A 14880-nucleotide genomic window follows, 5' to 3' on the forward strand; every position below is an offset into this window, starting at 1 on the left:
CACAGACATGCCAACCCACCAGCACATCGTCAGAAGCCTGGACGAAGAGCAGCAGCGACTGCTCAACGAGATCCTGCGCATGGGCGAGATGGCCGCCTCGCAACTGGAAGCCGCGCTGGACGTGGTCGACCGTCGCGACGACCAGGCGGCGGCGCGCATCATCGGCAACGACGATGCGATCGACACGATGGAACATGAAATCAGCCACGACGTGATGCGGTTGGCCCTGCGCGGCCCGCTGGCGCGCGACCTGCGCGAGATCCTCGCCGCGCTGCGCATCGCCGCCGACATCGAGCGCATCGGCGACTACGCCGCCAATGTCGCCAAGCGTTCCATGGCATTGAACCTTGCGCCGCCATTGCCGCACACGCGCGGCCTGCATGCGCTTGGCGAACTGGCCGTGCAGCAGGTCCGGGACGTGCTTGCCGCGTACCGCGACAACGACGCCGATGCGGCGCATCGCGTGCGCGAGCGCGATGCCGAACTCGACGCCCAGTACACCGGCCTGTTCCGCGAGCTGCTGACCTACATGATGGAGGACGCACGCAGCATCACGCCCTGCACGCATTTGCTGTTCATGGCCAAGAACATCGAGCGCATCGGCGACCATGCCACCAACATCGCCGAGAACGTCTGGTACCGGGTGCATGGCGAAGGCATCCTGCCTCCACGGGACAAGCGCGACGAGACCAACACCGCCGGCTGACACGCATTGGCAACCGCGCCGCGGCCAGGCCAGCGCGGCAGCGGTGGACGCGAGCGGAATTGCGCTCTGCTAGGCTTGCGCAATGACGCAGATCGATCCACAGACCGGGGTTCCAGCGCCCTTCCGGAAGATGAGCGAACGCTTCCGCGGCTACCTGCCGGTGGTGGTGGACGTGGAAACCGGCGGGTTCGACTGGAACCGGCATGCGCTGCTGGAAATCGCCGCGATCCCAATCGAACTGGACAGTGACGGCCGCTTCATCCCCGGCGAAGTCGCCTGCGTCCACCTGGATCCCGCACCCGGGACGCTGATCGACCCGAAGTCCCTGGAAATCACCCGCATCGACATCGGGCATCCATTCCGGATGGCGAAGCAGGAAAAGGAAGGACTGGACCATATCTTCGCCGCGGTGCGCGCCGCGGTGCGTCGCCACAACTGCCAGCGCGCGATCCTGGTCGGGCACAACGCGCATTTCGACCTGAACTTCCTCAACGCCGCCGTCTCGCGCGTGGAACACAAGCGCAATCCGTTCCACCCCTTCAGCGTCTTCGACACCGTCTCGCTGGCCGGCCTGGCCTACGGACAGACGGTGCTCAGTCGCGCCATGCAGGCAGCGGACCTGCCATGGAACGGCGAGGAAGCGCACTCGGCCGTCTACGACGCCGAGCGCACCGCCGAGCTGTTCTGCAAGATCGCCAACGCGTGGCAGCCGACGACCTGATCGATCACTGTTGCCCGGGCCGACGCGTCGCAAGCAGCGATCGCCCCAGGCCATAGACGCTGATCAGCAGCCAGGCCAGCTCGAGCAGGAACACCGGCAGGTTGAAGCCCCCCAGCAGCGACACCAGCACGCCGGCCGAACCGATTGCATTGAACACCTGGTAACGGCGATCGGTACCGCTGATGCGTCCTGACTGCAACAGGAAAAACGCGGACAGGATGACCAGCGTCCCGCCAAGCCCGACCCAGTCGAACCATGCCAGCGCGGGCATCAGTTGTCCTCGTGCCACACGGTCTACGCCTGGCGCTGGCGCACCGCCTCGAACAGGCTGACGCCGGTGGCGACGGACACGTTGAGGCTTTCCGTGGTGCCGGGCATCGGGATCTTCACCAGCTGGTCGCAATGTTCGCGCGTGAGTCGACGCAAGCCGTCGGCTTCGCCGCCGAGCACCAGCGCGACGTTGCCGCGCAGGTCGATCTTGTACAGCGATTCGGTGGCATCGCCGGCCAAGCCGTAGAGCCACACGCCCATCTGCTGCAGGTCGCGCATGCAGCGCGCCAGGTTGGTCGCACGGATCACCGGGATGCTGTCCGCGGCGCCGGCCGACGTCTTGCGCACGGTTGCATTGACCTGCACCGCCTTGTCCTTGGGGATCACCACGGCAGTCACACCCGCCGCCGCGGCGCTGCGCAGGCAAGCGCCGAGGTTGTGCGGATCCTGCACGCCATCCAGCACCAGGATCAGGGCCTTGCCGCCTGCGGCTTCGACCAGCTCCGGCAGTTCGTTCTCATCCCACGTCCTGGCGGCTGCGTAGCGTGCGACCGCGCCCTGGTGGCGTAATCCACCGGCGATGCCTTCCAGCGCCTGCTGCGTCACGCGACGCACCTCGATGCCGTATCTGCGCGCGTTGGTCTCGATCTCGCTGATGCGCGGATTGCGCGCGCCGGCCTCGATCAGGACTTCGCGGACGTTCTCCGCGTCGTTGGCGATGGCTGCCTCGACGGAGTTGATGCCCGCGATCCACTGGTTGTCCTTGCTCATGCGTCAGGTTGCCGCTTGGTGCCGCGTGCTGGGTGGCGGCGCATCAGTAACGCGCCTTCTTGCGTTTTGCCGGCTGTCCGCGCGGCGCCGGTGGCCTGTCTTCGGCGACACCAGCCGCTTCGTCGACGAGGCGGAAATCGATGCGCCGGTCCTCGACGCTCGCCTTCAGGACAACGATCTCAACGCGGTCGCCCAGGCGGTATTCGCGGGCACGTCGCTCGCCGGTCAGCGTCTTTCGGATCGGGTCGAAATGGTAGAAATCCCGTGGCAGCTGGGTGACGTGCACCAGTCCGTTGACCTTCGAGTCGTCGAGCTCGATGAACAGGCCAAAGCTGGTCACCCCGCTGATCGTGCCCATGAACTGTCCGCCGACGTGCTGTTCCATCCAGGCCGCGCGATAGCGCTCGTCGACCTCACGTTGCGCCTCATCAGCGCGGCGCGAGCGCTCCGAGCACTGCAGCGACAGCGCCGCCATCGCATGGGCCGTGTACCGGTAGGAATCCGCATGGCCACCCACCAGCGCGTGCTTGATGGCGCGATGCACGAGCAGGTCGGGATAGCGCCGGATTGGCGAGGTGAAATGCGCGTAGGCCGACAACGCGAGCCCGAAATGCCCGATGTTGTCGGGTGCGTACACGGCCAGGCTCTGGCTGCGCAGCACGACCGATTCGAGCAATGCCGCATCGGGGCGGTCGCGGATGGTCTCGAGCAGCTGGCGGAAATCGCGCGGCTGCACTTTCGCCCACGACGGCAGGCGCAGCTTGAACTCCTTGAGGAATTCGAGCAGGTCGGTGAACTTCGCTTCGGGTGGCTTGTCGTGGTCGCGATAGGGTGCGGGGACCGCTGCGCCGAGCAGGTATTTCGCCGCCTCGACGTTGGCCGCGATCATGCATTCCTCGATCAGCTTGTGCGCGTCGTTGCGCTGGATCATGCCGGCCTGCGTGACCTCGCCCTGCGGCCCGAGCACGAACCGCACCTCCGACGTCTCGAACTCGATCGCTCCGCGTTTCTGCCGCGCCTTGTCCAGGATGCGGTACAGCTGGTGCAGGCGTTCGATCTGCGGCAGCAATTTACCGATCACACCAAGCGCGTGCCCGCGGTCCTCCTCCGGGACGCCTTCGCCGACCGCATTCCACACCTGCGTGTAGGTCAGGCGCGCATGCGAATGCATCACCGCTTCGTAGAATGTCGATGAGCTAACCCCGCCGCTCCGATCGACCTGCATGTCGCAGACGAAGCAGAGGCGATCGACCTTGGGCTTCAGCGAGCAGATGCCGTTGGAGAGGGTCTCCGGCAGCATCGGCACGACGAAACCAGGGAAATACACCGACGTCGCACGCTTGGTGGCTTCGTCATCCAGCGGCGTGCCCGGCATCACGTAGTGCGAGACGTCCGCGATCGCGACCACCAGGCGGAACCCGTCCGGGTTGGGCTCGCAATACACCGCGTCATCGAAGTCCTTGGCATCCTCGCCATCGATCGTCACCAGTTGCAGGTGACGCAGGTCGACGCGCGCGGCGGCAGTCGCATGCTCGACATCGACCGGCACGGCTGCGGCCTGCGCGATCACCTCGGTCGGGAATTCGTGCGGAATCTCGTGTCCGTGGATCGCGGCCTCGACCGCCAGCGATGCCGTCAGCTTGTCGCCCAGCACCGCCAGCACGCGCCCGATCGGCGGACGCCTGGCATCGGGGGCCTGCACGATCTCGCACACCACCAGCTGCCCGTGCGAAGCCTCCAGGCGCGCGTCGGGCGGAATCATGATGTTGCGCTGGATGCGCTTGTCGTCCGGAACGACGTAGCTGATGCCTGCCTCGATCGTGTAGCGACCGATCAGGCGATTGAGGCGTCGTTCGAGGACCTCGACGATCGCGCCTTCGCGACGACCGCGACGATCGACGCCGGTGACGCTGCCGAGCACGCGATCGCCATGCATCGCCTTGCGCATCTCGAAGGGCGGCAGGAACAGATCGTCGCCGCCGCCGGCGTCGGGACGCAGGAAACCGAATCCGTCCGGGTTGGCGATGACGACGCCGGGAACCAGGTCCATGCGCGCCGCTGGCGCGTAGCCGCCACGGCGGTTCTGCAGCAACTGCCCGTCGCGGACCATCGCGCCCAGGCGCTTGTTCAATGCGTCCAGCCGGTCAAGCTCGAGCAGGCCGAGCTTCTGCGCCAGTTCGCCCGCATCCAGCGGCCCTTCGGCCGCGGTCAGCAGTTGCACGATCATTTCGCGGCTGGCGATCGGTTGCTCGTAGCGCGCCGCCTCGCGCGCGGCCTGGGGATCCTGCAGGTGGGCACCGCTGGGTCGATCACTCGCTGGCGCCTGCCTGGCGCCCATCGCCCGTGCCAGCCCGGCGTCGGGCATCCAGCCGGGAAGGGCCGCGGCGCGTGGCGCCTTTCGATCGCCCCCACCACGTCGCCCACTCGAGGAATCGGACGACTTTTTCGCCTTGCCGCCGCTGCGACGCTTGCCTGGTGGTTTGTTCATCCGGCGATTTTACACGCCGCTGTCCCCGGTCCCCGCTCGACCATCCTGCCCTGGCCATGGTCGGTATCGATGCCGGACTGCCAGCCCTTGTCCCAGGCAGGCCGGCTGGCGCGGAATGTCGGCAGCAGCACCCCGTTTGTGCGACGCGACGCGTCACCCGTGCCCAACAAAACATTAACGCAGCAGATGGGCGTTCGCGTTGAACTACGCATCGGAGTCGCGGTCTTGCCTCTGCCCTACCTCGAACTCCCCGAAAAAAGGAAACACCTGCCTGATGCGCATCCTGATTGCCGAGGACGATAGTGCGATCGCCGCTGCCCTGAAGGCATCCCTCGCCGAATGTGGGCACGCGGTGGACAACGTCGATGACGGCGTCTCCGCCGACCACGCATTGTCCAACGATGCGTATGACCTGTTGGTACTGGATCTCGGGTTGCCGCGGATGGAAGGCAACCAGGTGCTCCGGCTCGCTCGCGCACGCGGATCGAACATCGCCGTGATGGTGATCACCGCGCGTGATCGAGTTGCCGACAGGGTGCAGATGCTGGACAGCGGCGCCGACGACTACCTCGTCAAACCATTCGAGCTTGCCGAATTCCTCGCGCGATCCCGCGCGCTCCTGCGGCGCCGCTCAAGTGGTGGCGTGCCGGAGGTGGTGGTGGGCCGACTGCGGGTGAATATCGGCGCGCGCAGGGCCTGGCTGGACGATGCCCCCCTCGAATTGACCGCCCGCGAGTACTCGCTGCTCGAAGCCTTGCTTGCCAGGCAGCAACGCGTGGTCAGTCGCGCGCAACTCACCGAGGCGTTGTGCGACTGGGAGCAGGACCTCACCAGCAACGGCCTGGATATCTCCATCCACCGGCTTCGACGCAAGCTGCACAATTCCGGCGCGCATATCCGGACGATCCGTGGGCTTGGTTACCTGCTCGAGCCAACGGAAACCGGACAGGCGATCGCCCTGGACGCCTGACGTGCACGCATCAGTGATGGAACCCACGCAGGCGGTGGCGCATCGACAACCCAGCCTGCGCAGGCGGCTGCTTGCCTTCCTGTTGATTCCCACCCTGGCCCTGATGCTGCTGGATACCGCCTTCGTCTATTACGTGGCCTTGCGCTACTCGAACGGCATCCACGACAGGGACCTTGCGTTTTCGACGCTTGGCCTGGCGCAGGCCCTCCAGGAGGGTCGTTCGGGCGGCGGCCTGACCAGGGAGGCCCATCTGCTGCTGGAATACAACCCGAACGGACAGAGCTTCTTCTCCGTGCGAAGCCAGCGCCATGGTGTCGTCAGCAGCAGCAAGGCGCGCATCCCACCATTGCGCGAAGCGCCGACCGGAAGCCCCCCCATCCTGTTCGACGCATCCATCGACGCCATGCCCGTGCGGGTTGCATCGGTGACGATACCCTCGCCCGTCGAGCCAGGGGACAGGCTGGTCGTGTCGCTGGCCGAATCGCTCCATGGCAGGCACCAGCGCGCCAAGGAAATACTCTGGCTCACGATTCCGATCGAATCGGCATTGATCGTCGTCCTGCTGGCGTTGGTGTGGCAGGGGGTGAAGTTCGGCCTGCAGATACTGGATCCACCCATCCGCCGGCTCGCCGCTCGCGAACGCAACCTCGAGCCGATCAGCGGTCCGGACATCCCGATCGAGATCCTTCCACTCACCCGGACGATCGACGTCCTGTTCGGACGGGTGCAGGCACTGGTTGCGCTCCAGGACCGGTTCATCGCGGACGCCGCGCATCAGTTGCGAACACCACTGGCGGGATTGGCGATGCACGTGGAGAGGGCGTCCAAGGCCCATTCGGAGAGCGACTTCGTGGCGGCCATGCAGCACGTGCAGGCATTGACTGCTCGCGTCACGCGCAGCGCCACGCAACTGCTTGCGCTCGCCCGCGCGCAAGGTCGCCAGGACGATGCGTCGACACCGCAGTACCTGGATCTTGCAGCGCACCTGCCGGAGATCGTCGCGTCGCGCATTCCAGAGTCCCTGCATGCGGGTGTCGACCTCGGCTACGACGCAGGCGACCAGCCGGCGATGATCCGCGGAGATTCCAACGCACTGCAGGAATTGTTCGACAACCTCATCGACAACGCGCTCAACCATGTGTCGCGTGGCGGCGTCATCACGATCAGCTTGCGGGTGCCGTCGGAATCCGGCGGGGGAATCCTCGCGGCGGTGGACGATGACGGCCCCGGCGTTCCCGACGACCTCATCCCCAGGTTGGGCGAGCGCTTCTTCCGCTCGCCAGGCGCCCCGGGTGGCGGCAGCGGATTGGGCTTGGCGATCGTGCGCCGCATCGCCGAGGCACACGGAGCCAAGGTCTCGTTCGGTCGATCGATACTGGGCGGGCTTCGGGTCGAGTTGCTGTTTCCCCCGCCAGGCACGGTTCCGGCGTGATGGCCGCGCAGCCAAGGGGAGCATTTCGGCTGAATGGCGCAGTGGCATTGCTGGCCTGCGTGCTGTCTGCGCTGGGTTCTGCCTGCGTATCGACTCCAATGCCGGACCTTGCGGTGCCATTGCCGGACCGCTGGCAACACGGGCCGGCTGGAGCGCCCGTCGCGGCGATGGCCGATGCGCGGTGGTGGCGCGCGCTGGGAGATCGCCGCCTGGATGCGTTGGAGGAACAAGCGCTCGGCGCAAACCTGGACGTTGCCCAGGCGGCTGCCAGGTTGCGTGCCGCCCGTGCCCTGTCTGGTCACGCCGGCGACTCGTTGCGGCCTGATTTCCACATCCGGACGACCGATCCGGTCGATCCCGATGCGAGTGCGTCGTACATCGTCGTCGGCTTCGACTCCGTGTGGGAGTTGGGACTTTTTGGCCGCGGCACCGCGATCCATCGCATGGCGCGTGCCGATCTCCAGGAGGCGAAGGCTGACGTCGGCGACGCCGAGCTTTCCCTGGCCGCCGAAGTCGCCAGGCAATGGGTCCTGTTGCGCGGCGCGCAGGAGCGAGCGTCGCTGCTTGGCGACATCCGCGACCGGCGCGTGGAGCAGGCGCGATTGATCCATGCAAGGCAGCGGCTGCAGCTGGCCATGCCACAAGAGGGTGCGCAGGCCGACGTCGACGTTGCGAAGGCGGAAATGGCCCTCGCCGAGCCGGGCGAAGCGATCGCGACTGCGTCGCAGGCGCTTGCGGTGCTCGCCGGGCGCAGCGAGCCGGATCCCGACTGGATGCGCCCGGGCGCGACGCCCGCGGCGCCCGACCTGCGTGCGGAAGGTCCGCCGGCCGACCTGATTCGACAGCGTCCGGACATCGCACGGGCGCAAGCTGCGGTATTGGCCGCCGCAGGTGCGCTCGGGATGGCGAAGGCCGCCATGTATCCCAACGTTGCGATCGGTGGCTCGCTGGTCCAGTCGACGAGCCTGGCGGAGCGAACGCAGAAGAGCACGGGCAGCATTGGTGCATTCGGGCCGCTGATCGACATCCCGCTCTTCGACTGGGGGATGCGGCGTGCAACCGCCGATGCCAAGGGCGAACTGCTCAAGGCAGCGACCTACGCATACAGGAAGAGCGTCCTGGACGCGGTCGCGGAAGTGGAAACCTCGCTGGCGGCGCTGGAGCAGCAGCGCATGCGCGAGCAGGAAGGCGAGCGCGCATTGCACGCACTGGACGCGGTCGACCGCGCGACCGCCAGTCGCCATCGCCTGGGCCTGGCCAGCGGGTTGGACGTCGCGGCCAGCCAGGTCGATCGCGACGAGATGGCCCTGGAGGTCGCCGGCGCGCGTTCAAGCCGCGCGATCGACTACGTCGCCGTCTGCAAGGCGCTGGGCGGCGCAGCCGGCCTGCCGTCGACCGCGACCGCGGAGCGGAATCCCTGACATGGTTGCCCTCGCACGCCGGACATTGCGCTACGAATGGCGCCGCTTCCTGCCCGCAACGGTGGCAATCGCATTCGCCAGCCTGCTGCTGCTGCTCCAGGCATCGCTGGTGCTCGGCATTTTCGGCAGCGCCAGCGTGTACGTGACCGGATCAAGCGCGGACCTGTGGATGGGCTATCCGGGCACGCAAAGCGTCGACCAGGGTCGGCCGATCGATCCCGATGTCGCAACGCTGCTGGAAATGGATCCGGACGTCAGCCGGATTGAATCATTCCAGTGGTTCGAAGGCGACTGGCGTGGCCCCCCGGGCACCGGCTCCGTGGCGGTGTACGTCTCGGGCATCGACGCCAGGCCCGGCGGCATGATGTTCTCGCGCGTCCTGTCGCCTGCCCTGCGCGCGCAGCTTCGCATTCCGGGCGCGGTCGTCGTCGATCGCGCGGAACTGGAGAAACTCGGGGTCCGTGTCGGCAGCCCGGCGTACATCAACGGCGAGCCAGTGCATGTCGTGGGAGTCGGGTCGGGCCTGCGCGCACTGGGTGGCGTCAACGTCCTCGCCTCGCTGGAAACCGCGCGTGGCTTGAATGCGGACTCCGCGCGCCCGGACTGGCCGACCTACCTGGTGGCAACTCTCAGGCACCCGCAGCGGGCCGCCACGATCGCGGCGCGACTGAATCGCATGCCGGGCGATGCCCCTCACCAGGCCTGGGATGCGGGCGCCTTCGCACGGCAATCGACGCTGTTCTGGTTGTTCGATACGGGTGCGGGGGCCGGCGTCCTGTTCCTCGCGGGCGTCGTGTTCCTCGTCGGCGCGGCCATCACCAGCCAGACGCTCGTGGCCGCGGTCTTTGGTTCCATTCGCGAATACGCCACCTTGAACGCATTGGGCGTGGGGATGGCCGCCTTGCGATGGGTGGTGCTCGAACAGTCGGTATGGGTCGGTGCCGTCGGAATGGTCGCCGCCAGCCTCAGTGGCATCGTCGTGATCGGCATCGCGCACATGCGGGACATACCCGTGGCGTTCAATGCGTCGTTGTGGGTGGCCTGTGGACTGGTCGTCATGCTGCTCGCCGTCGTGTCGGGCCTGGTCGCGTTGCGCAGCCTGCGCCGGGCCGATCCAGCCGAGTTGCTGCGTTGACCGGCGCGACCAACGGGCCAAAGGCGGCGCTGCAGGCGGAAGCGATCAGCAAATCCTTCGTCTCCGGTCGCATGCGGACCACCGTGCTCGAGCGCATCACCCTGGACATCCACGCCGGAGAGCTCACGCTGATCGCCGGTCCATCCGGCTGCGGGAAGAGCACGCTGCTGTCGATCCTCAGCGGACTGCAGCGCCCGGACGGCGGCCGCGTCGTCGCACTGTCTCAGGAGCTTGCCGCGCTCGGCCTGCCGGCACTGGAGCACTTCAGGCTCAGGCACACCGGCTTCGTGTTCCAGGGTTTCAACCTGTTTCCCGCATTGAAGGTCTTCGAACAAGTGGAATTGCCGTTGCAGTACATGGGCCTGGCCAGGGCGGAAGTCCGTATCCGGGCAACCGAAGCATTGAACGAAGTCGGCATGGCCGCCAAACGCCAGCTCCGGCCCATCGAACTGTCCGGCGGGGAAAAGCAACGCGTGGCGATCGCGCGCGCGCTGGCCAAGCGACCGGCGCTGCTGTTCGCCGACGAGCCGACCAGTGCGCTGGATGCAGCCAACGGACAGATGGTGATCGACATGCTGCGTGAAATCGCCCATCGACACGGGACCACCGTGTTGTGCGTCAGCCATGATCCGCGCCTGATCGCGCACGCCGACCGCGTGCTGAGCATGGAGGACGGTCGCATCCTCGATGACGTGCGCTCGAGCCCGCTGCCATCCCATTTCCCGGCACGAACCTCCTGGAGCAACATGCAATGAGATTCACTGCACCGGCCCGGTTGTTCTGGCTTCCGACCCTGTTGCCGGCCCTGCTTGCCGGTTGCCAGGGATCCCACACATCGACGCCGCCGACGATGGAGGAGCAATCGCCGCAACTGCTCGTGGCAAGGGGCCGTGTCGATGTCGAAGGCGGACCCCACGCGCTGTCCCTTGCGACGGATGGAGTGGTCTCCGCGGTGGACGTCAAGGAGGGAGACCGCGTCAGGAAGGGACAGGTGCTGGTGACGGAGGACAGCACGGCCGCGCGCCTGGACGAAGACCTCGCGAAGGCCCACCTGGCCCAGGCCGAGGCACAAGTGCGGCTGTGGTCCCCTCGGCTGGCCTCTGCGCGCCTGCATGCCGCGCGCCTCGCCGAAGCCGCCAGGCTGGATGCGGGGGATCGGCAAACCGCCGATGACGCCCACGCGGCGGCGGCCGAAACAAGTGCGGAACTGGCCAATGCGCGCGCCGGGGTCGACATCGCGCGCGCCGACATGGAGCGGGCGCGATACCGGTTGGCGCAACAGGACCTGCGTGCGCCGGTTGATGGCGACGTGCTGGGCCTCACCGCGTGGGTCGGAATGCACGTGCAGCAAGGCGCCACATTGCTCACCGTCCTGCCATCGTTCGCGCGGATTGTCCGGGCGGAGTTGTCGCCGGAGGTCGTCGATGCCATCGCACCAGGAACCACGGCGCAGATCCTGAGCGACGACGGGAGGCAATCCGTCCTTGGTACCGGCCAGGTGCGCCGGATCGGCGGCACCTACGGCCGCGCGACGTTGCAGGACGACCCGCTTCAACCCATCAACGAACATGCCGTCGAGTGCATCATCGCACTCGATCGCGCAACCGCGGTTCGCGTCGGCCAGCGCGTGCTCGTCCGCTTTTCGCCCGCCAACCTGCCCCGCACCGCGAGCGAAAGGTTGGCGAAATGGCGGCCCGCCAGTCTTTGACGGTACGCAGCCGGTCACGATGGCGCGCCTGCAATCGCCTCCAGGGAACGGCATGATCCGGAAAGCAGACTTCCAGCTCGAGGGCGATCGTCGCGGCGTCCTGCTGGTGCATGGACTGACAGGCACGCCTGCAGAGATGCTGATGCTGGGCAAGCGGATGCACCGGGAAGGATTCACCGTGCATGGCGTGCAATTGGCGGGGCATTGCGGCGACGAGGACGACCTGCTCGCCACCGGCTGGCGCGACTGGTATTCCAGCGTCGAGGCGGCCGCACGAAACCTGCGTGGGCAGGTGGATCACCTGTTCGTCGCCGGATTGTCGATGGGCGCGCTACTGGTGCTGCTTCTCGCCGCGGAGCGGTCGGAACTTGTGGATGGCGTCGGCGTGCTTGGTGCGACGTTCCGCTACGACGGCTGGAACATGCCGCCGATCGCCCGATTGTCCTTCATGCTGCCATTGATCAAGCGGTTGGGGCTGGCGCGCAATCGTTCCTTCCAGGAAGAGCCGCCGTATGGATTGCGCGACGAACGCATTCGCAGCCAGGTCAGTGGGGCGATGCTTGGCGGCGACAGCTCTGCCGCCGGCCTGCCCGGGAATCCCTGGGACTCCCTGGCGGATCTGTACGTGCTGTCCGCACGCGTGCGTCGCCGCCTGCCGGATGTCACCGCCCCCTGCCTGGTGGCCCACGCCGAAGAGGACGACATCGCCCATGTCCGTAACGCCTACCTCGTGGCGAATCGGGTCAATGCGCCAGTCGAGTTGCTGCTGTTGAAAGACAGCTATCACATGATCACGCTGGATCGCGACAGGCGCCTGCTGGCGGACCGCCTCGGCGCGTTCTTCGCGCAGATCGTCCGCCAGGACCACGCGTCCGTCCACGCCAGCGGATGATGTCGTTCGTTCCGGTGTGGTTGCTCGCCGGCATGCTCGGTACCGTTGGACAACTGTCCTTCAAGGCCGTGGCTGCCGATCCGCGCGCCGGCGAGGGATTGGCCCGCTGGCGCCATATGGCGCGGCGACCGGCCTTGTGGCTGGGGATTGGATGTTACGTACTCGAATTCCCCGCGTGGACCGCATTCCTCTCGCTGGTGCCGTTGGGGCGCGGCGTCTTGCTGGGCTCGATCAACCTGGTCGCGATCATGCTGGGTGGGCGGCTGCTGTTCGGTGAGCCGCTGACGCGAGTCCGGCTGGCAGGCATCGGCCTTGTCAGCGTGGGCATCGCGATCGTTGGGCTCGGCACGTGACCGCCCGCAAGCTCAAGGTCGGGCTTGGATTCCTGTTGCTGATGGCTTTCGACACGGAGGCCCAGATCAGTTTCAAGCTCGCCGGGATGCACGCGTTCCCCCCGCGGGCGGACCTGCACTGGTTACTGAGCCTGTTCGGGCACCCGTGGATCTATGGGGCAGTCGTCGGTTACGTCGGTGCGTTCTTCACCTGGATCAAGCTGTTGCGCCGGGCACCCATCGGACCGGCCTTTGCCGCCTCGCACATGGAAGTCGTCAGCGTGATGCTGGTATCGGCCATCGCGTTCGGCGAGCACGTGGGCCCCATGCAGGGACTCGGCGCAGTCGTCATCGTGGGCGGGATCGCGTGCCTTGCCATGGCGGGTGCCCGGGAGACGCTGCCCGGGGACGCGGCGACATCCCTCCCGCGAAAGGCCTGCGCAAGATTGGTCGACTAGGGTGCTAACCGGAACCGGAGCTTCCTGCGCTCGACCGGACGGAGACGCGACATGGATCAATCGATAACAGAACAGGTGTTCGACATCGTTGCCAGGCATGGCGGCATCGATCGCTCCACCTTGACATCCACTTCAACGCTGAAGGACCTGGGCATCGATTCGCTCGAGGCCATCGAAACCATCTTCGACATCGAAGAGCATTTCGACATCAATTTCCCCAACAGGGATCCGAACCTGGATGACGGAACACTGGCCGGGCTGATCCAGTCCGTGCAGCAGGCCCTTGCGCCAGGTGCGGGCGCGGTACCCACGACCTGAACACACCCGACCTGCATACGACCTGCATGCGACGGTGCCGATGACACGCCGAATCGCCATCACCGGCATGGGCGCGGTGAGCGCCCTCGGCCTTGGCGCGCCAGCGCTGTGGAGCGGCATGCTCGCCGGACGCAGCGGTATCGCGCCGTTGGCTCCGCCGCAGGGTGAGTCCGGCCTGCGCATGCAGGTCGCCGCCGCATTCAACGGATTCGATCCCGCCGCGCATTTCCCGCCCGGCCAACTGGCGATGCTCGATCGGGTCTCGCAGTTCGCCCTGCTGGCGGCCGATGAAGCCATCGCGCAGTCAGGTCTTGCCTTCGACGCCGGGACGGCAGCACGCACGGCCGTGGTGGTCGGCACCGGCATCGGCGGAGAAACCTCCCGCGACGAACAATCCCGTCGCCTGTATCGCGATCGCGCCGAACGCGTGCACCCGATGTCGATCATCCGGGTCATGCCAAGCGCACCCGCCAGCCTGGTCGGGATGAGATACAAGCTCAGGGGAGCGACATTCTCGGTTGCCAGTGCATGCGCGTCGTCGAACCATGCGATCGCACAGGCGGCATTGATGCTGCGCCACGGACTGGCGGACTTCGCGGTGGCGGGTGGAACCGAAGCCTGCTTCACGCTGTCCGGCATCCGTGCATGGGAGGCCATGCGCGTGGTCGCCGACGACACCTGCCGGCCCTTCTGCGCGCAGCGACGCGGACTGGTGCTCGGCGAAGGGGCTGGAATCTTCGTGCTCGAGGACATGGACCATGCCCGCGCACGCGGCGCCGACATCCTCGCCGAGCTGGCGGGATTCGGCCTTGGCGCGGACGGAGGCGACATCGTGGCGCCGTCGGTCGAAGGCGCGGCAGCGGCGATGCGGGAGGCGATCCGCGATGCCGGGCTTCGCCCCGAGGACATCGATTACATCAACGCCCATGGCACCGGGACGCTGTTGAATGACCAGACCGAAACCCAGGCCATACGGCAGGTCTTCGGCGACCATGCCGATGCTCTCGCGGTGACATCCACCAAGGGCGTGCATGGACACGCGCTCGGCGCGGCCGGCGCGATCGAACTGGTCGCGGCGATCAATGCCCTGCGCGAACAGCTCGTCCCTCCGACCGCAAACTTCATTGACCCGGATCCGGCTTGCGACCTGGACTACGTGCCCAACATCGCGCGCGTGATGCCGGTGCGCGCGGTGTTGAGCAATTCATTCGCCTTCGGCGGGCTGAACGCGGTGCTGGCGCTCAAGGCCTGTTGAGCG

Annotated in this window: 16 protein-coding genes; 13 read left to right on the forward strand and 3 right to left on the reverse strand. The window is 66.8% G+C overall.

The features are described 5' to 3' along the window. Nucleotides 1-7: 7 nt before the first annotated feature. A complete protein-coding gene (gene phoU / locus GST15_RS05125) occupies nucleotides 8-706 on the forward strand; it encodes a phosphate signaling complex protein PhoU (RefSeq protein ID WP_159016147.1) in 699 nt (232 codons plus the stop codon). A gap of 82 nt (nucleotides 707-788) precedes the next feature. Further along, nucleotides 789-1427 (forward strand): ribonuclease T, encoded by a 639-nt coding sequence (rnt, locus tag GST15_RS05130; protein ID WP_233263051.1) that lies wholly within the window; start codon nucleotides 789-791, stop codon nucleotides 1425-1427. A 4-nt stretch (nucleotides 1428-1431) separates the two neighbouring features. Here rnt and GST15_RS05135 read toward each other — a convergent pair whose 3' ends face one another. The 3 genes from GST15_RS05135 to rnr are packed head-to-tail and all read right to left on the reverse strand — an operon-like array spanning nucleotide 1432 to nucleotide 4956. Continuing rightward, a complete protein-coding gene (locus GST15_RS05135) occupies nucleotides 1432-1698 on the reverse strand; it encodes a CBU_0592 family membrane protein (RefSeq protein ID WP_159016148.1) in 267 nt (88 codons plus the stop codon). A 23-nt stretch (nucleotides 1699-1721) separates the two neighbouring features. Beyond that, nucleotides 1722-2468, reverse strand: coding sequence for a 23S rRNA (guanosine(2251)-2'-O)-methyltransferase RlmB (gene rlmB, locus GST15_RS05140; protein WP_159016149.1), 747 nt, complete (start codon nucleotides 2466-2468; stop codon nucleotides 1722-1724). A gap of 43 nt (nucleotides 2469-2511) precedes the next feature. Further along, the gene (gene rnr, locus GST15_RS05145; protein ID WP_159016150.1) at nucleotides 2512-4956 is read right to left on the reverse strand and encodes a ribonuclease R; all 2445 of its coding nucleotides are present in this window, start codon (nucleotides 4954-4956) and stop codon (nucleotides 2512-2514) included. A 274-nt stretch (nucleotides 4957-5230) separates the two neighbouring features. Between rnr and GST15_RS05150 the strand changes: the two genes are divergently transcribed. The 11 genes from GST15_RS05150 to GST15_RS05200 all read left to right on the forward strand — a co-directional run bounded on the left by GST15_RS05150 (nucleotide 5231) and on the right by GST15_RS05200 (nucleotide 14877). Continuing rightward, nucleotides 5231-5926 (forward strand): response regulator, encoded by a 696-nt coding sequence (locus tag GST15_RS05150; RefSeq protein ID WP_159016151.1) that lies wholly within the window; start codon nucleotides 5231-5233, stop codon nucleotides 5924-5926. A gap of 16 nt (nucleotides 5927-5942) precedes the next feature. Continuing rightward, entirely contained in the window at nucleotides 5943-7358 is a 1416-nt protein-coding gene (locus GST15_RS05155) for a sensor histidine kinase (RefSeq protein ID WP_159016152.1), read from the forward strand. Between the two features lie 41 nt (nucleotides 7359-7399). Then, a complete protein-coding gene (locus GST15_RS05160; RefSeq protein WP_159016153.1) occupies nucleotides 7400-8779 on the forward strand; it encodes a TolC family protein in 1380 nt (459 codons plus the stop codon). A gap of 1 nt (nucleotide 8780) precedes the next feature. Further along, on the forward strand, nucleotides 8781-9914 hold the full coding sequence (locus GST15_RS05165) for an ABC transporter permease (RefSeq protein ID WP_159016154.1): 1134 nt from the start codon (nucleotides 8781-8783) through the stop codon (nucleotides 9912-9914). Between the two features lie 71 nt (nucleotides 9915-9985). Beyond that, nucleotides 9986-10669, forward strand: coding sequence for an ABC transporter ATP-binding protein (locus GST15_RS05170; RefSeq protein ID WP_159016462.1), 684 nt, complete (start codon nucleotides 9986-9988; stop codon nucleotides 10667-10669). Beyond that, complete coding sequence (locus GST15_RS05175; protein WP_159016155.1) at nucleotides 10666-11622, forward strand: HlyD family secretion protein; 957 nt, start codon at nucleotides 10666-10668, stop codon at nucleotides 11620-11622. The genes GST15_RS05170 and GST15_RS05175 overlap by 4 nt, the downstream gene beginning before the upstream one ends. Before the next feature lie 52 nt (nucleotides 11623-11674). Further along, nucleotides 11675-12514, forward strand: a complete 840-nt coding sequence (locus tag GST15_RS05180; protein ID WP_159016156.1) for an alpha/beta hydrolase — start codon at nucleotides 11675-11677, stop codon at nucleotides 12512-12514. Continuing rightward, nucleotides 12511-12867, forward strand: coding sequence for a DMT family transporter (locus GST15_RS05185; protein ID WP_159016157.1), 357 nt, complete (start codon nucleotides 12511-12513; stop codon nucleotides 12865-12867). Before GST15_RS05180 ends, GST15_RS05185 begins: the two co-directional genes overlap by 4 nt. Nucleotides 12868-12908: 41 nt before the next feature. Continuing rightward, nucleotides 12909-13304, forward strand: a complete 396-nt coding sequence (locus GST15_RS05190) for a DMT family transporter (protein WP_159016463.1) — start codon at nucleotides 12909-12911, stop codon at nucleotides 13302-13304. A gap of 51 nt (nucleotides 13305-13355) precedes the next feature. Further along, on the forward strand, nucleotides 13356-13622 hold the full coding sequence (locus tag GST15_RS05195) for an acyl carrier protein (protein ID WP_159016158.1): 267 nt from the start codon (nucleotides 13356-13358) through the stop codon (nucleotides 13620-13622). Between the two features lie 40 nt (nucleotides 13623-13662). Continuing rightward, nucleotides 13663-14877, forward strand: coding sequence for a beta-ketoacyl-[acyl-carrier-protein] synthase family protein (locus tag GST15_RS05200; protein WP_159016159.1), 1215 nt, complete (start codon nucleotides 13663-13665; stop codon nucleotides 14875-14877). Nucleotides 14878-14880: the final 3 nt, after the last annotated feature.

Source organism: Cognatiluteimonas profundi (assembly GCF_009792795.1).
Classification (GTDB): Bacteria; Pseudomonadota; Gammaproteobacteria; order Xanthomonadales; family Xanthomonadaceae; genus Cognatiluteimonas; species Cognatiluteimonas profundi.